Genomic DNA, 22,171 nt, shown 5'->3' with positions numbered 1-22,171 from the left:
GACGCGGTAGCGAGCGCGACCTTACAACAGAGTAGGGTGAGCTTTAGCTTACCGGCACTAAAAACGGCAAGCTAAAGCTTACCCTATCCCCTCACGGCTGCTTATACAGCACGCCGCCCTTCATGACGAGGCGCACCTGGCGCAGAGCCTCTACCTGCTGGGTGGGGTCGCCGGCCACGGCTACGAGGTCGGCGAGCAGGCCGGGGGCCACACGGCCGCGGTCGGCGAGGTGGAAAATGCGGGCGTTGCCGCTGGTGGCTTCCCGCAGCACTTCCAGGGGGGGTAGGCCGTAGTCGTGCACCAGCAGCTCCATTTCGCGAGCGTTGTCGCCATGCGGAAATACGCCCACATCGCCGCCCATGGCCAGTGCTACACCGGCCTGGCGCGCGGCGGCCAGCGCCTGACGCTTGGCCGTGACGCGGGCGGGCTCGGGGTCCTGACCTTTTTTCCAGCCCCGGTATTGCGAAGTGGCATCGGTGGCGGCCACGGTGGGGCACAGCGCCACCCCCCGCTGTTTCATCAGGCGGAAGACTTCGGGCGTGCCACCGTCGCCGTGCTCGATGGTTTCGACGCCGGCCAGCACGGCGCGGCGCATACCCTCGGCGGTGCTGGCGTGGGCCACTACCCCCCGCCCGGCCGAGCGCGCCGTTTGCACGATGAGCGTCAGCTCTTCGAGCGAGAACGTGGGCTCGGCGGCGTTATTCACCCCCCAGCGGTAGTCGGCATACACCTTAATGACATCGGCGCCGTGGCCAATCTGCTCGCGCACGGCCCGCACGATGCCATCGACGCCATCAGCCTCCTGGGCGCCCTGGGGCAGGTTTTCGACGGCAGCCAGGCGCGGGCCGTAGCTGCCGGTGGCCACCAGGGCGCGGGTCGCCACCAGCAGGCGCGGACCCGGAATAATGCCTTCGTTGATGGCTTGCTTGAGGCCCACGTCGGCGTAGCCGGCGCCCTCAGTACCGAGGTCGCGGCTGGTGGTGAAACCGGCCAGCAGCGTCTTTTGGGCGCTCACGGTGGCGCGGGCCACGCGCAGGGCCAGCGGCTCCTTCAGCACCTGGTCGTCCCAGCTGGTTTCGTTATAAGGGTGCAGCAGCAGGTGCGAGTGCCCCTCGATGAGGCCTGGCAGCAGCGTGAGGCCGGGCAGCTCCAGGGTGCGCGTGCCGGCCGGAACCTTCACCTGGGCGGCCGGGCCGGCGGCGGTTATCTTCTCGCCTTCGACCAGCACGGCCCAGCCGGGGTGCAGGGTTTCGCCATCGAATACGGCGGCAGGATGGAGCAGCGTGGCGGGGGCAGGGCTGGTTTGAGCGCGGCTTAGCAGCGGCAGTGCCGCCAGCCAGAAGGAAAACAAGTAGCTTTTTTTCATGTCATTACCCATTGATTAGCAGCACGTCATACTGACGAAGAAAATATACTGGCGGGCCTTGAATGAATTGACCAAGATGCTTCCTTCGTCAGCATGACGTGCGGGCTGTTCGTAGAATTTCTCTGAATCCCTACCCCTACTCGCCCGGCCGATACTGGCGCTCCACGTGCTTCTGCACGTCTTCGGGGTAAAACCAGACGTCCTTGAACTGGCCTTCGCAGTAGAGCGGGGCCTGGTCGGTGAAGTGCGGCGAGTCGGGGCGGCTGGCCTGGCCGCCAGTCACCACCGAGCGGGCCACCACGCGGGGCCCAAACTCGACCACCGCCACGAAGCTGTTGCCCACGTAGCCATAGCGCTTCTTGGTGCCGGGCCAGGTGTGCGCCCCAAACGCGGCCAGCGAGCCCCAGGCCGACGACGTGAACGCCACCGGCCGGCTCGGCTGCTGGTCATCAAACGTCTCGTCAATCTGGCCGGTCAGGCGCTGGTAGCGGTTCACCTCGCCCCACGGTACCTGCCACTTGCCAAAATCACGCTTCAGCTCGGCAATGGTTTCGCTCAGGGCCACGGCCTTTTCTTCGGGCGTGGTGTGCTCGATGACGAAGTTGGTAAAGCTAATATAATCAGTGGCTTGGCCGGCCGGCACGCGGGGCCGCGCCAGGCGCTGGATGCGCTCGCCCCAGTAAATGGCCAGCGTCTGGGCCACTGAAGTTTTACTATAGTTGAAGTTCCAGGCGCGCAGCAGGGGTAGGGCCGCCTCCACGCCGGGGGGTAGGGTACCGCCGGGCTCGTCGAGCAGCAGCTGGCAATCGCGCACCAGCGAGGGCAGTAGCTTTTCGAAGCCCACCAGGTGCGGGTCGTCAGCCGCCGCGATGAGCGTGTCGAGGGTAAACGCTTTTTTGCGGCTCAATACCCGCACCGCGTTAATGCCCCGGTAGTTCTCCGCATCGGGCGCCATGTAGCTGGGGTACTGCTTTTTATCGGGGCTACTACCCTCCCCCGATACGGTGAAGGGTGTCGAGTTGCAGTTTTGGATGAAGCCTCTGGCGGGGTTTTTCACCTGCACCAATTCTTCTACTTTGTGCAGGCCCTGCCACTCGGTGGCCTTGGTGCTGCCATCCACGGGCTGCGCGTAGTCGTAGCCGGCCGGGCGGCGGGGCATAAAATTGCCGTGCCAGTAGGCAATCGTGCCGCTGGCATCGGCAAAAACGGTGTTGTTGGAGGCGTTGCCGTTCAGGCGCATCACCTTCTGAAAGCCGGCGTAGTCGTGGGCCTTGGTGCGCAGGTAGCTCTGCTCCAGGGCTTCGAGCGGCGTATCCATCATCTTCACCGTCAGCCACTTCTCTCCCACCTTGCCTACCACAGGGCCGTGCGGCGTGCGGTAGGTAGTGAAGCGCCGCCGCTGCCGCTGCCCGTCTTTGAGGTACACCAATGACAGTGTATCGGTGGGTAGGGGCACCTGCTTGCCCTCGTACTGGTAAAAATACTTACCGTCCTGCTGGCTCACCGTTTCGAGGTACTCATCCATCGAGTCGGCCTGGCTGGAGGTGTGCATCCAGCCGCATTTCTCATTAAAGCCTTGGTAGATAAAGAACTGCCCCCAGGTTACGGCGCCGTAGGCGTTGAGACCAGCGGCGCTGGTCAGCTGCACCTCCGAGCGGAAGTAGAACGAGGTGTGCGGGTTGATGAGCAGCAGCGGATGGCCGCTGGCGCTCTTGCTCGGCCCGATGGCGAAGCCGTTGGAGCCGGTCGGCTCTTCCTCCGCTTTTTCAAAAGCCAGCCGGTCGGCCGTGGGCTTGGGCGCTTGGTACGAGGTGCCTTTTTGCTGGCTGTAAAACGCCTTGAGGCGCTCCAGCGGCACCACGCTCACGTTGCCCCCGATGCTACCCTCGCTGAAGAGCAGCGGCATCCAGGGCTGGAAGCGGTGCAGCAGCCGGGGCCGCACCGTGGGGTGGGTGGCGAGGTAGTAGTTGGTGCCGTCGGCAAAGGCGTGCAGCAAGTCCTTCATCCAGCGTGGACTACGGCCATAAATCTGCACGGCCCGCGCCGAATCCAAGAATAAACGCTGGCGCAAATCGTCGTAGAGAGCAGCCTCGCCCTTTACCTCGGCCTGCCGCCCCAGCGCGGTGAGGTAGTTGTCCTCGACCCGCGCAAAATCGTCCTCGCACTGCGCATACAGCAGCCCAAACACCGCATCGGCGTCGGTTTTGCCCGTGATGTGGGGCACGCCCCAGGTATCGCGCACGATAGTAACGCGCTGGGCCTGCAGCTTCCAGTTCACCATTTCAACGGGCGTAAAAGCCTGGGCACTAGCCTCAGCGGCGGCCAGCATCAGGAAAAGCGTACACAGTTTTTGCATCTGGTGGCGGGCCGGTTTACCCCGTTTTCACCCCAGGGACGGCCCAGGCGCAAGTTAAGCTGCATAGCAGTAGCGCGAACTTTACCAGCTCGTGCGCGAGCGCGTCGAGCATATCGTCCGGCCGGCCTGCTTGCGCACGAGTTGGGAAGTTTGCCCTACCCCCTCTTCAGCGCCGGAAGCAACGTTTTTTTCATGTAAGCTGCGCTTTGGGCGATGCTCTTATAGGCATCCATCCCGAAGTTTTCCTGCTCCATAAAAATGTGCTGGAGTCCGGCCGTACCGGCGTGGGCGAATATTTTTCGGAAGTCAATAGAACCCGCGCCAACTTCCGTATTTAACCCAGGGCTCGCCTTGTCCATGTCCTTCACGTGCCACAGCGGGAAGCGCTTGGGGTGCGCCTGCATCAGCTTAATGGGGTCCTGGCCGGCGCGCACCACCCAGTAGAGGTCCAGCTCAAAGCTGACCAGCTTGGGGTCGGTTTCCTTCAGCATCACGTCAAAAAGCGTGGTGCCGCCGATGGGCTTGAACTCGAAGTCGTGGTTGTGGTAGCCCAGCTTCAGGCCGGCCGCCTGGCACAGCATCCCAGCCTTGTTGAGCCGGGTAGCCACGGTCTTAAAATCGGCCACCGAGGTACGCAGCTTCTCATCGAGGTAGGGCACAACGAGGTAGGTCTGGCCGCAGCCCTTGGCCGCGGCGATGGTGGCTTGCAGCGATTCCTCGCGGCCGTCGCGCATGAAGTCACCCACGTCGTAGTGGCCGCTGGAAGTGCTGAGGCCGTGGGCCGCGAGCGCCGCCTGAAACTCGCCCGGCGTGAGGCCCCAGAAGTGCTTCTCGGGGCTGTAGCCGTAGGTTTCGACTTCCTGGTAGCCGGCCTGGGCCACTTTGGCCAGCGTGCCTTTCACATCCTGGCTAATGGTTTCGCGCAGCGAATAAAGCTGCAAGCCAATTTTAAGCGGGGCCGGCGCGGCGCGCAGCAGCGCGGGCTGCACCAGGGCAGCGGCGGAAAATAAACCAGCTTGTTTCAGAAAATCGCGACGATGACTCATAGGGAGGGGGTAGGGCTAGGTAGTTTTCAGGTTTTGCTTTTTCAACTCACTCACGGCGTGGTCTACGGCGCGGGCCGCGAAGGCCATGTAGGTGAGCGACGGATTCTGGGTCGAAGTCGAAGTCATGGCCGCGCCATCGGTCACGTACACGTTGGGGCAGGCGTGCAGCTGGTGCCACTTATTCAGCATCGACGTCTTAGGGTCGAGGCCCATGCGCACGCCACCCATCTCATGGATGTCGAGGCCGGGCGCCTGGTGCGAGTCCTGGGGCCTTATATTAGTGAAGCCCGCCTGCGTAAACATGTCGGTAAACTGCTCGAAGAAGTCTTGCTTCATCTTGACGTCGTTGTCGTCGTAAGCCATTGAAATTGACAATAAGGGCATTCCCCATTCGTCCTTGCGGGTGGGGTCTAGGCGCACGTAGTTGGTCGCCTTCGGAATGGTTTCGCCCATCATGCCCGCCGATACCCGCCACGGCCCCAGCGCCGGGTGCTCCAGCTGCTGCTTGAGGTCGGCGCCGAAGCCGTCGGTGGGCTGCACCAAGCCGCGCGAGGCGCCAAAGCTAGTGGCGTAGCCCCGCAAAAAGTCGGTTTCCTGCTTGAATACGTTGCGGAAGCGGGGTAGGTAGCCGCCGCCCGCCGGGTTGCGCCCGTCGGTGGTCATGTCTTTCAAGCCTTCATACTCGGCAAAAACCCGCGCGCTGTAATTGTGAAACGCCACGTACTTGCCCAGCACGCCGCTGTCATTGCCCAAACCATTCGGAAAGCGGCCCGAAGTCGAGTTCAGCAGCAATAGATTGGTATTCAACGCGCCCGCGTTCACAAACAGCACCGGCGCATAGTACTCGGTCGTGGTCTTGGTATGGGTATCAATAACCCGGATGCCGGTGGCCCTACCCTTCTGCTCATCGTACAAGATGCTCTGCACCACCTGGTTGGGCGTGAGCGTGAGGTGGCCCGACTTCAGCGCCCACGGAATGGTAGACGAGTTACTGCTGAAATACCCGCCGAACGGGCAACCGCGCTGGCACAGCGTCCGGTTCTGGCACTGCACCCTACCCTGCTCATAATGAATGGGCTGCGGCTTCGACAAGTGCGCGCACCGGGCGCTGATAACGTGGCGGTCGGGGTGAGTTTTCTGCAGCTGCTTGCGAAAGTGGTCCTCCACGGCGTTCAGCGGGAAGCCGGGCATAAACTCGCCGTCTGGCAGGGCGGGCAAGCCGTCGCGGTTACCGCTGATGCCCGCAAATTTCTCCACGTGGCTGTACCAGGGTGCCATATCGTCGTAGCCGATGGGCCAGGGCACGGCAAAGCCGTCGCGGGCCGGCCCTTCAAAGTCATACTTGCTCCAGCGCTGGGTCTGGCGCGCCCACAGCAGCGACTTGCCGCCCACCTGGTAGCCCCGAATCCAGTCAAACGGCTTTTCCTGCACGTAGGGATGCTCGGCGTCCTTCACCACAAAGTGCATGGCGTCTTCCTTGAACACGTAGCAGCGACTGGCAATGGGGTTGGCCTCCTTAATGTCCTGCGGCACCTTGCCGCCGTGCGGAAATTCCCAGGGGTTGAGGTTGGTGGTGGGGTAGTCGATGTTGTGCTTCACGTCGCGCCCGCGCTCCACTACCAGCGTTTTCAGGCCTTTGTCGGTCAGCTCCTTGGCTGCCCAACCGCCGCTCATGCCCGAGCCAATGACGATGGCGTCAAACGTGCGGGCTTTTATGCTATCGATATTGAGGTTGGCCATGATGGGGATTAGCTAAATCAACTTTACTCACTGGAAAATAGCCGTCGTAGCGGCCCGGTATCAGCTCGTACACTACCTGCTTGGTCATGAAGTACTTGCTACCCGTGTAGCCGTCGATGGCCAGCTGCCGGGCCGCGCGGTAAAAGGCCACCACTTCCTCCGGAAAAGCCTTCGGCTGCTGGTCGATGCGCTGCAACAACGCCGCGCGTTGTGCCGCCGTGCTGGCCTCGAACGACTGCCCCAGCTGCTTCTTAGCTGCTGCATCGAACTGCCCCAGGCCGGCCATAAAGGTTTTCTGGTCTTTGGCGGGCGTGCAGTCGTCCAGCATTTTCAGCACGTACAGGGGCAGGCTCAGGTCTTTGGCGCCCGGCGTGGTCGTCTTTGGAATCAGCGTTTCGCACACCTCGGCGAGCAGCTTTTCCTGGCCGGCGCTCATGGCCACGTGCCGGAGGGGGTAGGAAGCTTTTTGCTCCTCCTGGGTCTGCGACAGGCAGCCGGGCAGCAGCACGGCTGCCCCAGCCAGGATGGTCAGGTGCCTGACCGCTAATCGTCGGTTTATCATGCGAGTGAAAAAAGGGGACAATGCAATTTACCGCTTTTGCGGCATTCCAAAACCGGGTGGTTTTTGCCCCGCATCACGCCCTACCCCCCGCTGTCGGGCCGGCTCAGTAGGCCAGCTGCCGCAGGTAGGCAATGTCGCGCCGCGCGCTGTCGAGGGCCGATTTTTCGTACTCTTCCTGCTCCACAAAAAAGTGCTTTAATCCGGCCTGCGGGGCCTTTTTCAGCAATTGAGCCAGGGGCACGCGGCCGGTGCCCAGCTCGGTGCTCACGGCCTTGTCGCGCTTTACATCCTTGAGATGCCACAGCGGAAACCGGCCGGGGTAGCGCTCAAAATAGCGCAGTGGGTCGTGCCCGGCGGCCACCACCCAGCCCAAATCCAGCTCCATATGCACCAGCTTAGGGTCAGTTTTTGCTAATAAAATATCATAAAAAATCTGGCCATTCTCCTGCTCAAACTCATACTCGTGGTTGTGGTAGCCGAAGAGCAGGCCCGCCTTGCGGCAGGCTTCGGCCGATTGGTTGAACACGTCGGCTACCCGCTCGTAGTTGCTGGCCGTTTGGCCCGTGCTGGGCATCGTCGAGCAGATGAGGTACTGCTGGCCCGCCTCGGCAGCCTCGTCAATGGTGCGCGGCCAGTGCTCATCCACCTGCACGTGGCTGCTGCGCAGCGTCAGGCCCAGGTCGCGGGTTATTTTTTTTATCTCCTTCGCGCTCAAGCCATAATAGTGGCCTTTGGCGCTGCTGGCCGACTCTATTTCCTTATAGCCCAGGGCTGCCAGCTGGGCCAGCGTGCCGCGCGCATCAGCTAGCATTTCGGCCCGCACCGTGTACAGCTGAATGCCGATAGCCCGCCCGCCGGCGGCGCGGGCGCTAAGCTGACCGGCCATTAGGCCAGCCGTGAAAATGCCCGTTGTAGTTAAAAATTCTCTGCGCGTCGCCATCAAGTCGGGTCGCTAAGGGTGGGAAAGAGGGGGTAGGAAAACTGCCGCTCCTCCAAGATAGCGGCCTGGCCCAACTCTCGCTCCGGTTTCCCTTTGCTTGCGCTGCCGCCGAGCGGCGGCAAAAGCCCTAATTTTGCCTGCTTGCCCGGCAGCAGGGCTGCGTCTCATAGGCGGTGGGTCGAATAAAAAGGGCATGAAAAAAGCCCTACGCCAGTAGCGAAGGGCTTTCCAACCAAAACACCTTAAAAAACTATTCTTTCACGTGGATAGAACAAACAACCCGGCAAAAGATTCAGCCAAAGCTGAAATTTTTCTGGTTCTTTCCACTAATAAACTGATTATCAACTCGTGGAAAATATCAATCCCTCCCCTTCCGAGCCTACTGCCGAGTTTATGCGCGAGGCCATTCGCTTATCGCTCTCCAACATGCAGGCGGGCTTCGGTGGTCCCTTCGGCGCTGTTATCGTGAAGGACGGCCAGATTATCGCCCGCGGCTTCAACCAGGTCACCAGCACCAACGACCCCACCTGCCACGCCGAGGTCGACGCCATTCGCAAGGCGTGCCAGGCGCTGGGCACCTTCCAGCTCGACGGCTGCGACCTCTACACCAGCTGCGAGCCCTGCCCCATGTGCCTGGGCGCCATCTACTGGGCGCGCCCAGCGCGGGTGTTCTACGCCAATACTAAGGCCGATGCGGCGGCCATCGGCTTCGACGACCAGTTCATCTACGACGAAATCGACAAGCCCCTGGCCGAGCGCCAACTGCCCATGCAGCAGTTTCTGCGCGACGAGGCGCTGGTGTCGTTCCAAGCCTGGGCCGCGCACGAAAGCCGCACCGATTACTAGCTTCCCTACCCCCCTACCGGCAGCTCGAACAGGCTAACGGTGGCGTCGTGGTAATGCGCGGGCAGGCCCACCGTATCGGTGAGCTCAACCAACCCAAGGTAGTGGAAGCCGCAGGCCGTGTAGTGGGCTATCAGCCCGTGGTTCTCGCCAATCGTATCGAGCCGCACGAATTGCTGACCGTGCTGCCGGGCGTAGTCTTTGGCCCACTGCACTATTTTCTCCACTAGCTTTTGCCCCCGAAAAGCCGGGTTGGTGGCAATGCGGTGGATGTAAATGGCCGAGTCGGCATTGCGGGCACCCCAAATTTGGGGGTCGTCAAACGCAATGGCCCATACGCAGGCTATTTGATTATCAATCAGCATTTTCCACTGCCTACCCTCTCGTAGCTCCTGCTCCACCATCTCGCGCGCAAACTCGGGCCAGACCACGATGCTGCCAATGGCCGCCTGGTAGTCGGAAGCGTTTTTATAAAGGCGAAAAATCTCGCCGGTATCCGCCGGAGCGCTGGGCAGGAGCTGCATAGGTTGTCAGGAAAACGGGGCAAAAAAATCGCCCACCACTCCGAAGGCCGGAATGGTGGGCGAAAAATACGTCGGGCCGAAGCCTGGCGCGGTACTTTACACGTCGAGCTTGGCGTACTTGGCGTTTTGCTCGATAAAGTCGCGGCGCGGGGCCACTTCGTCGCCCATCAGCATCGAGAAGAGGTGGTCGGCCTCGGCGGCCGAATCCACGGTCACTTGCTTGAGCGAGCGGGTGGCGGGCTGCATGGTGGTGGTCCAGAGCTGCTCGGCGTTCATCTCGCCCAGGCCCTTGTAGCGCTGCACGTGCACGGTGTCGGGCTTGCCGCGGCCGATTTCTTCCTGGGCCAGCATGCGCTCCTCCTCACTCCAGCAGTAGCGCTCCTCCTTGCCACGCTTCACGAGGTAGAGGGGGGGTAGGGCAATGTAAATGTGCCCCTGGTCCACGAGCTGCCGCATGTAGCGGAAGAAGAACGTGAGAATGAGCGTGCGGATGTGCGAGCCGTCAATATCAGCATCGGTCATGATGATGACTTTGTGGTAGCGCAGCTTGCTGAAGTTCAGCGGGCCCGTTTCGTTGCCGTCATCATCGGTGCCGAAAGCCAGCGACTTCCGCTCGTTGAACGTGACGCCGAGCGCGGTAATCATGTTCTTGATTTCCTCGTTCTCCAGAATTTTGTGCTCCTGGGCTTTCTCCACGTTCAGGATTTTACCGCGCAGCGGCAAAATGGCCTGGAACGCCCGGTTGCGGCCCATTTTGGCGGTGCCACCGGCCGAGTCACCTTCGACCAGGTACAGCTCACACACCTCGGGGTCCGAGTCGGAGCAGTCGGCCAGCTTGCCGGGCAAAGAGTTGGAGCCCAGCACATTCTTGCGCTGCACCATATCCTTGGCCTTGCGGGCGGCGATGCGGGCCTTGGCAGCCAGAATCACCTTGTCCATGATGCGGTTGGCCTGGCCGGGATTTTCTTCCAGGTACTGGCCCAGGATTTCGCCCACCACCGAGTTCACGGCGCCGCTCACTTCGGAGTTGCCGAGCTTGGTTTTGGTCTGGCCCTCAAACTGCGGCTCCATCACTTTCACCGAGATAACTGCGGTCAAGCCTTCGCGGAAGTCGTCGCCGGTGATGTCCACCTTGGCCTTTTCAAACAGCTTGCTCTTGTCGCCGTACGCCTTCAGCACCCGCGTCACGGCCGAGCGGAAGCCCGCCACGTGCGTGCCACCCTCCACGGTGTTGATGTTGTTGACGTACGAATAGACGTTTTCCTGGTACGAGGTATTGTACTGCAACGCTACCTCCACCGGCGTGCCGCCCTTCTCGCTCTCCACGTAAATGGGCTCGGAGAGCAGCGAGGGCCGCTCGGTGCCGTCGAGGTACTGCACGAAGTCGCGCAGGCCGCCCGTGGAGTAAAACTCCTCGTAGCGGAAGCCTTCGGCGTTGGCGTGGCCCACGGCCGCGTCGCCGGTCAGCACCTCGCGGCGGTCGGTGAGGGTAATGCGGATGCCTTTGTTGAGGAACGACAAGTCGCGCAGGCGTCCGGCGATGGTAGCGTAGCGATACACCGTTTCGGTGAAGATGCTGGGGTCGGGCAAGAACTGCACTTCCGTGCCGTGCTCGTCGGTATCGCCGATTTCTTTCACCGGGTACAGCGGCGCGCCAATGCTGTATTCCTGCTCGTAGAGGTGGCCCTTGCGGCGCACGTTCACCTTGAGGTCGATGCTGAGCGCGTTTACGCAGCTCACGCCTACCCCGTGCAAACCGCCCGAAACCTTATAGCTGTCCTTGTCAAACTTGCCGCCGGCGTGCAGCACGGTCAGCACCACTTCGAGGGCCGAGCGGCCTTCCTTGGCGTGCCAATCGACGGGAATACCCCGGCCGTTGTCACGGACGGTAACCGAATTATTTTCGTTGATGGTGACCTGAATCAGGTCGCAGTGCCCGGCCAGGGCCTCGTCGATGGAGTTGTCCACCACTTCCCACACCAGATGGTGGAGGCCTTTGATACCCGTATCGCCGATGTACATGCTGGGGCGCTTGCGCACCGCCTCCAGCCCTTCCAGCACCTGGATGCTATCGGCCGAGTAGTCGGCGGGGGCTTTCTTTTCTACTACTTCACTCATGCGAGAGAGGGGGTTAAACTGACTGAAAAACCAGTCAGGAAGAGAACATCCAAAAGTACTCTTTTTATTCCATTTTGCCTAGTTTTTGTGCATCTTTTCCGGGGTATTTTCAAGCCAAAAAAAAGCCCCTGCCAGCTGCGGCAGGGGCTTTTTTTAAGACTAATAAACTCCCTTTGGGTCCGGGATAAAGTGGCCCCAATTGGATTCGAACCAATGACCGGCTACTTAGAAGGTAGCTGCTCTATCCAGCTGAGCTATGGGGTCAAATCCATTGAAAAATATGTCGGGGTGGCAGGATTCGAACCTACGACCTTCTGCTCCCAAAGCAGACGCGATACCGGGCTACGCTACACCCCGAGGTGTTTTAATTAGGAGTTAAAAATCACGAATTAAAATTTACGAGCAATTCGTAAATTTTAATTCGTGATTTTTAATCCAAAACTATGCGGAGAAGGGGGGATTCGAACCCCCGGTAACCTTTAGAGCTACGGCAGTTTAGCAAACTACTGGTTTCAGCCACTCACCCACTTCTCCGTACAAGTGGCTTGCTAGGGTCCGGTTAACCTTAGCGGGTGCAAATATACGAGCACTTGGCCGAAATCCACGTCTTTTTTTCAGGTTGGGGCGCAGAAGTTGGCGATGCGGCCACGCCCGATACCGACTGTGACCTGACTTACAGGCGATAAGAAAATCTTCCCTTTGCTTCAATAAGCGGCTTGTTCTGGGCTGCGCGTAGTTTTGCCGGACTCCGGTGGCATTGCCGGGGTCATTTACCATCTGCCACGCCTTATGCTCACCTGGGCGTATCCTGATTTTTGGCCCGCGGCCCTGGCGCTGGCGGTGCTGGGGCTGCTGCTGACGCTCTACACGCAGCGCACGGCGCGGCTGGGGCGGCGGCTGGGAGTTGGGGCGGCCCGCCTGGCCTGGAAGCTGCCCGTGCGGCTGGCGGCCGGCCTGCTGCTGGTGCTGGCCTGGCTGGGGCCGGCGCTGGGCGTGCGGCAGCAAGCGGTGCGCACGGCCGGGCAAGACGTGTGGCTGCTGGTAGACGTATCGCGCTCGATGGACGCGGCCGACGTGACGCCTACCCGCCTACTACGCACCCAAGCCGCCCTGCGCGAGCTGGCCGCCGCCTTTCCGGCCGACCGGCTGGGGCTCATCGTATTCGGGGCGGAGGCCTACGTGCAGTGCCCCCTCACCTACGACCAATCGGCCTTAGACTTGTTTCTGAATACCTTGAGCACCAAGCTAACGCCACCCGGCCCCACTACCCTACGCGCGCCCCTCAACCTGCTGCTGAGCCGATTGGGGCCCGCCGGCTCGGCCGGGGCCACGGGGGCCGCGCCACCGCGCGCCACGGCCGCCGTAGTGCTAAGCGATGGCGAAGACTTTGGCGAGAACCTGGAGCCCGTGCTGCAAGCGCTGGCCCGCACCGGGGCGCGGGTGTTTACGGTGGGGGTAGGCACGGCGGCGGGCGGCCCGGTGCCCGCGCCGGGCGGCAAAACGCCACTGCGCGATGCCCGCGGCGGCCAGGTAGTGAGCCGTCTGCGCGAGGCGCCGCTGCTGCAGATAGCCGCCCAAACCAATGCGCAATACGTGGCGCTTAATGACAAAGAAAATGGCCTGGGCACTCTTGTGGCCCGCCTGCGTACCCTGCCCACACCCGAGGCCAGCCAGCTCGCCGGCCGCACCGTGGCCGTGGCCGACAACCGCTACCGCTACCCGCTGGGCGCAGCGCTGGTGCTGCTGCTCATTGATAGCCTCATCACCGTGCGCGTGCTGCGCCCCGACCAATGAAAATCAGCTTCGTAGCTATGCTGCTCGTGCTGCTGGGGGCCAGCCTGCCGGGTTGGGACTGGCTGGTGCGGGTGCGCGAGCACAACGCGGCCAAGCTTCAGGCTCAGGCGGCGGCGCAGCGGGGCCAGGCTACTGAGGCGGCCTGGCTATATGCCCGCGCCGTGGCCCTGGCGGGGCGGGGCGGCCCTACCCCCGCCCTGCTGCTCAACCAAGCCCAGGCGCAGGCGCTGGCCGGGCAGACGGCTGATGCCCGCGCTACTTACGGCCGCCTGCTGGGCCCGGCGGTGCCGGCGGCTATTGGCAGCGCCGCGCGGCAGCAGCTGGCCGGCCTGCTGACCACGGAACACCAGTTTTCGCAGGCCATTGGGTTGCTGCGCCAAGCCCTGCGGCTCGACCCGACCAACGCGGTGGCGCGCTACAACTACGAGCTACTGAGCCAGTACCTGGCGGGCCAGCGGCCGCCGGCCCTACCCCCCCCTGACGCTGCCACACCCGCTGGCGCTTCGCCTGATAATCAGCCTAAAAAGGACCCGGCGGCGCCACCCGATGCGGGCCGCAGCCCTACCCCCGCTCCCCCCCCCGGCACCGACCGGCCCGGCGAAGTGCCCGACTCTGGGCCGCCGCCCGCAGGTGGCTCCACCGGCGCGGCGCAGCCTGGTCCCACGGGGCAGCCCGACCGCCAGCGCCCTACCCCCCAGGCGGGAGCCAACGCTGGTGGAGGCAGTAAACCCGGTGGCGCGGGGCCGGCACGCCCTGTGCCCACCGGCCCCGCAGGGGGCACGCGCCAGGGCCTCGATGCCGGCAACGCAGCTTTGGGCAACAGCGCCCCGGCGGGCCAGGGGCGCCGGCCCGGCACCGAGGCGGCTACCGACGCCGACCAACAGCTGCAAACCCAGCGTGAACGCTTGAAAGCGATGGACTTAACGCCCGTGCAGGCCCAGCAGCTGCTGGATGCGCTGCGGGCCAGCGAGCAGCAGTATTTGCAGCAGCGGCCCCGGCCCCGGGCGGGCACCGCGCCGCCGCCCGGCCAGCCCACCTGGTGAGGCAGCTGCGCTGCTAGCCGTACTTTTGCTAAAACAAACGAAGGTTTGTCAGCTTTTGTGCTTCTATTCCCATCGGGCGGCTAAGCTACTCGTTGCTTACCCCCTATCCCACCCCTGTTATGCAAGTAAAAGAAGTAGTTATCGTAGCCGCCGTGCGCACGCCGATTGGCTCATTTGGCGGGTCGCTGGCCTCGCTGTCGGCCGTTGAGCTGGGTGCGATTGCCCTGAAAGGCGCGCTGGACAAGGCCGGCGTGGCACCCGAACTGGTTGAGCAGGTCATTATGGGCAACGTCATTTCGGCCAACCTGGGCCAGGCTCCTGCCCGGCAGGCAGCCAAGAAAGCCGGCCTGCCCGATACCGTGGAGTGCACCACCGTGAACAAGGTTTGCGCCTCGGGCTCGAAGGCCATTATGTTTGCGGCCCAGGCTATTATGCTAGGGCAAGCCGAGGTTATCCTGGCCGGTGGCATGGAGAGCATGAGCAACGTGCCCTACTACCTCGACAAGGCGCGCTTCGGCGCTAAGTATGGTAATGGCCAGATGATTGACGGCCTCGTGCGCGACGGCCTCTGGGACCCCTACCACGACTACGCCATGGGCAACGCCGCCGATGCCACGGCCGCTCACTACGGCATCACCCGCGAGGAGCAGGATGCCTTTGCGCGCCAGAGCTACGAGCGCAGTGCCGCCGCCGCGCAGGCCGGCAAAAAGAAGGAAGAGATTGTACCCGTGACCGTTACGGTGCGCGGCAAAGACACTATAGTAAGCGACGACGAGGAATACACCAAGGTGCAGTTTGAGAAGATGGCGGGCCTCAAGCCGGCTTTCACCAAGACGGGCACCGTGACGGCCGCCAACGCCTCAACCCTCAACGACGGCGCCGCCGCCGTGCTGCTGATGAGCCGCGAGAAGGCCGAGGAGCTGGGCATCAAGCCGCTGGCCCTCATCCGCGGCTTTGCCGATGCCGAGCAGGCGCCGGAGTGGTTTACTACTACGCCCTCGCTGGCGATTCCGAAGGCGTTGAAGAACGCTGGGTTGGAAGCGAAGGACGTTGATTTTTACGAGATTAACGAAGCATTCTCAGTGGTTTCGCTAGCTAACAACAAGCTGCTCAGCCTGGAAGGCACCAAGGTGAACGTGTATGGCGGGGCCGTGAGCCTGGGTCACCCGCTGGGCGCCTCGGGCGCGCGCATCGTGACCACGCTGCTGAGCGTGCTGGAGCAGGAAGGCGGCAAAATCGGCGTCACCGGCATCTGCAACGGCGGCGGCGGGGCCAGCTCGATTGTGCTGGAAAAGCTGTAAGCGCGAGGTTTGGCTTACGCCTTTCTACGGTTCACTAAGTTATAAAGAGGTTTCGCGGGGTCGTGCACCCGGCGAAACCTCTTTTTTTGCGGTAGAAAACGCAGGGGCGCATACGTCTTTAGCGCAGAATTTCGCAAAGTTGGCAGAGTTTCGTAGTGTACAAAGCCGGGCGCCTCCGCGAAACTCTGCCAACTTTGCGAGACTTTGCGCTAAAAAAACGCTCGCCAGCGTTAGGCTTTACTTATGAAATACCTGTTGCTTCTTTTGCTGCTGCCACTGGCCAGCCAAGCCCAACGCTCCCAGCGCATTACGATTTATTTCGACTCGACCAAGATTCATCCGCACGAGATTTACCGGGCCCTGGTGGCCCAGGATACCGTACTGAATGGCCCCTACAAGCGCTTCTACCCCAACGGCCGGCTCGAAGCCCAGACCCGCTACACCGACGGCAAGCGCGACTCGCTCTACGTGGAGTTTCACGCCAACCACGCCCGGCGGCTGGAGGCGACCTACGCGGCCGGCGTGCGCCAGGGCCCTTTTAAGACCTACTACCCCGATGGCAAGGTGGCGCAGGTCGGCACTTTCCTGGACGATGAGCCCAACGGGCCGTTGACGACTTACTACCCCACCGGCGAAATCAAGCTCCAAACCACGCTCACCAAGGGCCAGCCCAATGGCGCGGTGCGCGAGCTGTACGCCAATGGGCAGTCGGCAGCGGAGGTGACGTATGCCAACGGCCAGCCCAACGGCGCGGTGAAATTCTTCTACCCCAGCGGCAAGGTGCAGAGTGAGGGAACGCTGCGCAATGGCCTGCTGGCCAGCTCGTACAAGACGTATTACGAAACCGGCCAGCTCGAAAGCGAGACGGTGATGAACGACCAGACCGGCAAGGGCAGCTACCGCTCGTACTACCCCACCGGCCAGCTCCAAACCGAGGGCACCTACGCCCCGGCCGCCCTGCGCGAGCGCCAGGTGACCAACAAGCTCGGCGATGACCTCACCAAGCGCGTGGCCCCGCGCACCGGCACCGCCGCCCTCGACGGCCCGGCCACCTCGTACTACGAAAGCGGCAAGGTGAAGGGCAAGACCACCTACCGCCTGGGCGTGCCCACCGGCCACGGCTTGGTATACTTCGAAAATGGCCAGCTGAAGGAAGAAATCGACTACGCCAACCAGGGCCGCGACCGCAAGGTGGTGCGCTACTACGACGCCGCTAGCCAGCCCCGCCAGGCCGAGGAGCAGTACAAGAATAACCGCCCCGCCGGCACCTGGCGAGAGTTTTACCCCGACGGCAAGACCCCGCGCCAAACCGAAACCTACGCCGCCAACGGCAAGCTCACCGGCGAGCGCCTCACGTATTTCGACAACGGCAAAGTGCAGACTCGCCAGCAGTTTGACCTCAACGGCCTGCAAACGGCCGTAGGCCAGGAGTACTACCCCACCGGCCAAGCGCGCAAAGAAGCTAACTACCTGAAAGGCTTGCTAGTGGGTGCTTTCCAAGAATTCCACGAAGATGGCAGCCCCGCCGTGGCCGGCCAGTACAAAAACGGCAAGCAGAGCGGCGAGTGGACGTATTACAAGGCCAACGGCCACAGCATTGAGCGCCAGGTAACCTACCGCGACGGCAAGGCCCAGAACGCCGGCCCCCGCACCAAGCTCAACGGCAAGCCCTACGTACCGAAGAAAGAGTAGCGCCTACCCCCCGCGAATTACCCAAACACCGGCACCACGCGCCCCTCCTCCACCTTCAGGGCGGCGTCGTACTTCTTGCCGGTTTTGGCCGAAAGAAAGCCTTTGATAACGCCCGTTTCGCCGCGGCGCAGGAGCTGGCGCAGCTGCGTGTCGGTCAGCTTCTTACCCCCCCACTCGAAGGGTACGCGGAACTGGCAGTCTTCGCGGAAGCGCGAGCAGCCGAAGGCACTGCTACCCTTGAGCATGGTGCCGAGCTTGCACACGGGGCACGGAATCTGGCCGGGGTCAATGGCAGTGGTGGGCTTGCTTTCGGCGGCGGGCACCAGCTCGGGTTGGAACTGGGCATCGAGCGTCAGCGCACCGTCGAGCTTTTCGCCCGCGCCGGTCACAAAGCCTTTTATCAGCTGCGTACGGCCCTTGGCGAGCAGGCTTTTGACTTGCGGGTCGCTCAACTTTTTGCCGAGTATTTCGATGGGCAGGCGAAACTGGCAGCCCTCACGAAAGCGCGCACAGCCAAAGGCCGTTTTGCCGCGCAGGATGTGGCCGGTTTTGCAGGCGGGGCAGTTTCCTAAGCTAGCTGTCGCCGCTACCTGGCTGCCAGCCTTTTGCCCGGCAATAGCTGGCTTTTGCGTTGCGTTTGCAACTGCTTGGCTACCGCTGGCGGCGGGGGGGGTAGGGCTACCGCCCGACACCGCCCGGCCGCTCCGGTCGGTTTTCACCTCCTGCACCATCTCGCGCACCAGGCCTTTCAGTTCCTCCAAAAACTGGTCGGAGGGCAGCTCGTTGCGCTCAATCTGACGCAATTTCTGCTCCCACTGGCCGGTTAGCTCCGCTGATTTCAGAGTCGGGTTTCGTATCAAGCCAATCAGCTCGACGCCCGTGGGGGTGGGTAGGAGGCGCTTTTTATCGCGCCGCACGTAGTTGCGCTTAAACAGCGTTTCGATGATGGCGGCGCGGGTGCTGGGGCGGCCGATGCCGCTCTCCTTCATGGCCAGGCGCAGCTCCTCGTCGTCGATGTTGCGGCCGGCCGTTTCCATGCCGCGCAGCAGGCTGGCCTCGGTGTAGTCCTTGGGCGGCTGGGTCATCTTGCTTTCGAGGCGCGGCTGGTGGGGGCCGCTTTCGCCCTTAGCGAAGCTGGGAAGCACGGTGCTCACCACGTCGTCGTTGTCCTCGCTGCCGGTGGCGTTGGCGCCGGCGGGGGGGGTAGGCTTGGGCGCCGTTTGCTGGGTCGGGTCGCCGTAGACCACGCGCCAGCCGGGATTGAGAATCTGGCGGCCGCGCACCCGAAACAGGTACTCAGCGGCCTCGGCCAGCACGGTAGTGTTGCTCACCTCGCAGTCGGGGTAAAACGCGGCGATGAAGCGGCGCACGATGATGTCGTACACGCTGCTCTCCATGCCGCCGCCCGGCCCACCGCTACCCGTCGGAATAATGGCATGGTGGTCAGTTACCTTGTTGTTGTTAAATACCTTAGTCGTCTTCGGAATCTTATTTGCCAGCAGCGGCCCGGTGAGGTTCTGGTAGCCAATACCGCGCAGAATGCCGGGGATTTTGGGGCAGATATCATCCGGCAAAAACGTGGTATCGACCCGCGGGTAGCTCACGGCCTTCTTCTCGTAGAGGGCCTGCACAATCTTGAGCGTGTCCTCGGCCGAGAGGCTCAGCTGGTTGTTGCACTGCACCTGCAAGCTGGTGAGGTCGAACAGGCGCGGCGGCGATTCCCTACCCTTCTTAATCTCGACGTTGGTGACGGTAAGCGGCGCGGGTTTCACGGCTTCGAGGGCTTGGTTGGCCTCGTCTTCCTTCACGAAGTAGCCCAGCGCCCGCAGGCGGCTCTGCTCATCGGGCGCATCCTGGGCCTGCTTTTGCTCAGCCTCGGTGTTGATGCGCGTGAAAGTGGTGTCGCGGTACTGCGTTTTGAGCACCCAATAGGGCTCGGGCTTGAAGTTGCGGATTTCGTGGTAGCGGTCCACGAGCAGCGCCAGCGTGGGCGTCTGCACCCGCCCGATGCTCAGCAGCTGCTTGTCTTGGTAGGTCGTGTATTTGAGCGTGAAGAGGCGGGTCGCGTTCAGGCCCAGCAGCCAGTCGCCCACCGCCCGGCTGCGCCCGGCCTGGTAGAGGCTGTCGAACTCCTTGCCATCGCGCAAATTATTGAATCCCTGCCGAATAGCTTCCTCGGTAAGCGACGAAATCCAGAGGCGCTTCACCGGCTTGCGGCACTTGGCCTCGTGAATCACCCAGCGCTGAATGACCTCGCCTTCCTGCCCGGCGTCACCGCAGTTGATGACCTCGGTGGCGCCGTCGAGCAGCCTTTTTATCGTGTTAAACTGCTTCACTACCCCCTCGTCGCGGCGCATGAGCTTGATGCCGAACTGCTCGGGTATCATGGGCAGGTCGTGTAGGTTCCAGCGCTTCCACTCGGGGCGGTAGTCGTCGGGCTCCTTGAGCTGGCAGAAGTGGCCAAACGTCCAGGTCACCTGGTAGCCGTTGCCCTCGTAGTAGCCATCCATGCGCCGGTCGGCCCCGATAACCTGGGCTATTTCGCGGGCCACGCTGGGCTTTTCGGCAAGGCAAACCTTCATCGCAGATTTAAACTGATTAAACGGATTTCGCGGATATGCCCGCTACGCGGGCTGGCGTTAATCAACAAAAATACGTTGCGAAAAGGTCGGCTTCAGTCTAACACAAGCTTCTTGTCTTACACAGCCACTACTGTGAGTTGTTAATGACGACAGAGTACTAATTGAAATAATCTGGGGTGAGTTCAGCCTTAATACGTTCTGGTAATCGATGTACTCTCCATAACTCTATTACTTGGGCTTCTTTCTTATGGCTAAGGGTATAGACTATTCCTTGCTCGCCTATAACTGGGATACTTATAATAGGAATTAAACCCTGGGCCATCGCACGCGGACTGGCAATCCCTTCTCCTGAAAGGTTTCCGCTTATTGCCAAGCCAGCTCCTCCCGCTACTATTGTTACGGCAATAACGAATAGTTTTCGCTTACGCTTGGCCGCAAACAGCCGGTGCAGCGCCGCCACCGTATCAGGCGCCACGCTAGCAGTATAGAGAGTTGGGGGCACTTGCTGAGCCTGGGCTATCAAGCTACCCATTAACACCACTGTAAAGAGCAAGCAAACAAGGCGTTGAAGTATATAGGTATTAATAAGTGCGTGGGTCCTCATTGCTTTAGCTGAGGCTCGCCAGTTTATTGAAAATACTTGGCCTTCATTTTCCGTTTTAAGTAGCGGGGCAGCTTGCGGGCTTGGAAACTCTCGATTGCCTGTTGTTCACTTTTCTTATTGTAATCCAGCGCGATAACTGTTTCCGCAACTATGGCGGGCAGACTCACGAAGGCAATTATGGCAATCCCGAGTACCGCTTGGTCCAAACCAGCCCAGGTAGATGGCGCGGTACCTACCACTACCCCTCCTAAAGCGGCCACTCCAAGTGTACCAATAAAGAAATGGCTATTACGCTTGCGCTTGGCCGCAAACAGCCGGTGCAGCGCCGCCACCGTATCGGGCGCAGCTAGGGGGGTAGGGAGCAATGCGCCAAGCGAATCGGGCCGAGCGGCCGGGCGCGGAACCTGCGCGCCGGCTGGGGCACATACTACTAACAGGCCCAAAAGTAGAAGTAGGTGTTTCATAGTGCAGAAAGGAAAAATGATGAGCGAAGTACGTGCTCATTTTCTACGCTACCTACTAGTAACCATTGGGCTTAAAGTCAGATTTTTATGTATTTAATTTATTAATATTCAATAACTTACACTATACTTTGGATTCTCCTAAAGTCAGGCATTCACAACAATAAAGTTGCGCTGTTACATCAGCCCTGGCCCTACCCCTCCTTTTTCTGCTGGGTTGTGATGAGCACCACCGAGCCCACGATGGCGGCCGCGCCCACCAGCATTTGGGCGGTGAGAGCTTCGTGCAGCATGGCCCAACCCAGCAGCACAGCCACCACCGGGTTGACGTAGGCGTAGGTGGCCACCCGCGCCGGTGGGGCGTGCTGCAACAGCCAGCTATACGCCGTGAACGCCACCAGTGAGCCAAACACCACCAGGTAGCCCCAGCCCAGCCAGGCCGCCGTGCCAAAGCGGCTGGGTTCCAGCCCGCGCCACTCGCCGGTAGCCGTGCCCAGCACCAGCAGCAGCGCGCCGCCACACAGCATCTGCATGCCGGAGGCCAGCACCGGCGACTGCGGCCGCGGCGCACGCAGCCCGTATATGGAGCCCGCCGCCCAGCTAAACGCCCCCAGCAGCACCAGCCCTACCCCCAGCAGCTGCGACCGGCCCGCCGCGCCGGTCGCCAGCTGCTCGCCCACCAGCAAATACACGCCCCCAAAACCCAGCAGCAGCCCCAGCACTACCCGCCCGCTGGGCCGCGCCTGGCCCAGCCACCACCAGCCCAACAGCACCACCCAAAACGGCTCGCTGGCCACCAGCAGCGCCGCCAGGCTAGAGGGCAGCGTGCGCTCAGCCAGCACTATCAGGCCGTTGCCACCCACCAGCAGCAGCGCGCCCACCACGAAGCTCGTTTTCCACTGCGCCAGAGTAGGCGTTTCGTACTCAGCCGACGCGCGACCGGCCAGCGCCAGAATACCCCCCGCCAGCACGAAGCGGCTGCCCGCCATCAGAAAGGGCGGCATCGTGGCGATGGCATACTTAATGGCCAGGTACGTGGAGCCCCACAGCAGGTACACGGCCGCAAAGGCGGCGAGGAGCAACAGGCGCGGAGCAGGTTTGGGAAGCATTATTTTGCTCTTATTAAAAATGTCATGGCGAGCCTGCGAAGCAATCGCGCCCGCACGATGAGCGAACGACTGGCGTGGGTGTCGTTCGGG

General features: G+C 61.9%; 17 protein-coding genes and 3 tRNA genes. 5 read left to right on the top strand and 15 right to left on the bottom strand.

What is annotated here, in order from left to right; translation table 11 throughout:
• Positions 1-91 precede the first annotated feature (91 nt).
• The 6 genes from E4631_RS06910 to E4631_RS06885 form a co-directional block, all read right to left on the bottom strand.
• Complete coding sequence (locus tag E4631_RS06910; protein ID WP_133658760.1) at positions 92-1,366, bottom strand: amidohydrolase family protein; 1,275 nt, start codon at positions 1,364-1,366, stop codon at positions 92-94.
• Positions 1,367-1,502: 136 nt separating this feature from the next.
• Positions 1,503-3,722 (bottom strand): penicillin acylase family protein, encoded by a 2,220-nt coding sequence (locus E4631_RS06905; RefSeq protein ID WP_133658761.1) that lies wholly within the window; start codon positions 3,720-3,722, stop codon positions 1,503-1,505.
• 155 nt (positions 3,723-3,877) lie between these two features.
• Entirely contained in the window at positions 3,878-4,768 is an 891-nt protein-coding gene (locus E4631_RS06900; RefSeq protein ID WP_133658762.1) for a sugar phosphate isomerase/epimerase, read from the bottom strand.
• A 15-nt stretch (positions 4,769-4,783) separates the two neighbouring features.
• Entirely contained in the window at positions 4,784-6,508 is a 1,725-nt protein-coding gene (locus tag E4631_RS06895; RefSeq protein WP_133658763.1) for a GMC oxidoreductase, read from the bottom strand.
• Complete coding sequence (locus E4631_RS06890) at positions 6,486-7,070, bottom strand: gluconate 2-dehydrogenase subunit 3 family protein (protein ID WP_133658764.1); 585 nt, start codon at positions 7,068-7,070, stop codon at positions 6,486-6,488. Before E4631_RS06890 ends, E4631_RS06895 begins: the two co-directional genes overlap by 23 nt.
• A 103-nt stretch (positions 7,071-7,173) precedes the next feature.
• Complete coding sequence (locus E4631_RS06885; RefSeq protein WP_205704213.1) at positions 7,174-7,956, bottom strand: sugar phosphate isomerase/epimerase; 783 nt, start codon at positions 7,954-7,956, stop codon at positions 7,174-7,176.
• Positions 7,957-8,403: 447 nt separating this feature from the next.
• Between E4631_RS06885 and E4631_RS06880 the strand changes: the two genes are divergently transcribed.
• Complete coding sequence (locus E4631_RS06880; RefSeq protein ID WP_133658797.1) at positions 8,404-8,856, top strand: nucleoside deaminase; 453 nt, start codon at positions 8,404-8,406, stop codon at positions 8,854-8,856.
• A 5-nt stretch (positions 8,857-8,861) separates the two neighbouring features.
• Here E4631_RS06880 and E4631_RS06875 read toward each other — a convergent pair whose 3' ends face one another.
• The 5 genes from E4631_RS06875 to E4631_RS06855 form a co-directional block, all read right to left on the bottom strand.
• Positions 8,862-9,377, bottom strand: a complete 516-nt coding sequence (locus E4631_RS06875; protein ID WP_133658766.1) for a GNAT family N-acetyltransferase — start codon at positions 9,375-9,377, stop codon at positions 8,862-8,864.
• Between the two features lie 96 nt (positions 9,378-9,473).
• A complete protein-coding gene (gyrB, locus tag E4631_RS06870) occupies positions 9,474-11,495 on the bottom strand; it encodes a DNA topoisomerase (ATP-hydrolyzing) subunit B (protein WP_133658767.1) in 2,022 nt (673 codons plus the stop codon).
• Positions 11,496-11,685: 190 nt separating this feature from the next.
• Positions 11,686-11,759: transfer RNA gene (locus tag E4631_RS06865), tRNA-Arg, on the bottom strand.
• Positions 11,760-11,778: 19 nt separating this feature from the next.
• Positions 11,779-11,852 (bottom strand) — tRNA-Pro (locus tag E4631_RS06860).
• Between the two features lie 89 nt (positions 11,853-11,941).
• A tRNA-Ser gene (locus E4631_RS06855) sits at positions 11,942-12,029 on the bottom strand.
• A 255-nt stretch (positions 12,030-12,284) separates the two neighbouring features.
• On the opposite strand from E4631_RS06855, the gene E4631_RS06850 reads away from it, so the two are divergent.
• The 4 genes from E4631_RS06850 (at position 12,285) to E4631_RS06835 (ending at position 17,325) form a co-directional block, all read left to right on the top strand.
• Positions 12,285-13,289 carry a VWA domain-containing protein gene (locus tag E4631_RS06850; protein ID WP_133658768.1) on the top strand — a complete coding sequence of 335 codons (1,005 nt, stop codon included), beginning with the start codon at positions 12,285-12,287 and terminating at the stop codon, positions 13,287-13,289.
• A complete protein-coding gene (locus tag E4631_RS06845) occupies positions 13,286-14,332 on the top strand; it encodes a tetratricopeptide repeat protein (RefSeq protein ID WP_133658769.1) in 1,047 nt (348 codons plus the stop codon). The genes E4631_RS06850 and E4631_RS06845 overlap by 4 nt, the downstream gene beginning before the upstream one ends.
• A gap of 119 nt (positions 14,333-14,451) precedes the next feature.
• Positions 14,452-15,633, top strand: coding sequence for an acetyl-CoA C-acyltransferase (locus E4631_RS06840; protein WP_133658770.1), 1,182 nt, complete (start codon positions 14,452-14,454; stop codon positions 15,631-15,633).
• Between the two features lie 243 nt (positions 15,634-15,876).
• Complete coding sequence (locus E4631_RS06835; protein WP_133658771.1) at positions 15,877-17,325, top strand: toxin-antitoxin system YwqK family antitoxin; 1,449 nt, start codon at positions 15,877-15,879, stop codon at positions 17,323-17,325.
• Between the two features lie 17 nt (positions 17,326-17,342).
• Here the strand turns inward: E4631_RS06835 and E4631_RS06830 are convergent, their stop codons facing one another.
• The 4 genes from E4631_RS06830 to E4631_RS26755 form a co-directional block, all read right to left on the bottom strand.
• Positions 17,343-19,907, bottom strand: coding sequence for a type IA DNA topoisomerase (locus tag E4631_RS06830; RefSeq protein ID WP_133658772.1), 2,565 nt, complete (start codon positions 19,905-19,907; stop codon positions 17,343-17,345).
• 157 nt (positions 19,908-20,064) lie between these two features.
• A complete protein-coding gene (locus tag E4631_RS06825) occupies positions 20,065-20,460 on the bottom strand; it encodes a hypothetical protein (RefSeq protein WP_133658773.1) in 396 nt (131 codons plus the stop codon).
• Positions 20,461-20,534: 74 nt separating this feature from the next.
• Entirely contained in the window at positions 20,535-20,876 is a 342-nt protein-coding gene (locus E4631_RS06820; RefSeq protein WP_133658774.1) for a hypothetical protein, read from the bottom strand.
• A 290-nt stretch (positions 20,877-21,166) separates the two neighbouring features.
• On the bottom strand, positions 21,167-22,081 hold the full coding sequence (locus tag E4631_RS26755; protein WP_133658775.1) for an EamA family transporter: 915 nt from the start codon (positions 22,079-22,081) through the stop codon (positions 21,167-21,169).
• Positions 22,082-22,171 lie beyond the last annotated feature (90 nt).

It is taken from the genome of Hymenobacter sp. UV11 (assembly GCF_004684095.1).
Lineage (GTDB): Bacteria > Bacteroidota > Bacteroidia > Cytophagales > Hymenobacteraceae > Hymenobacter.
The sequence above is the reverse complement of the archived record's forward strand: the minus strand, read 5'-3'. Positions and strand labels throughout refer to the sequence as shown.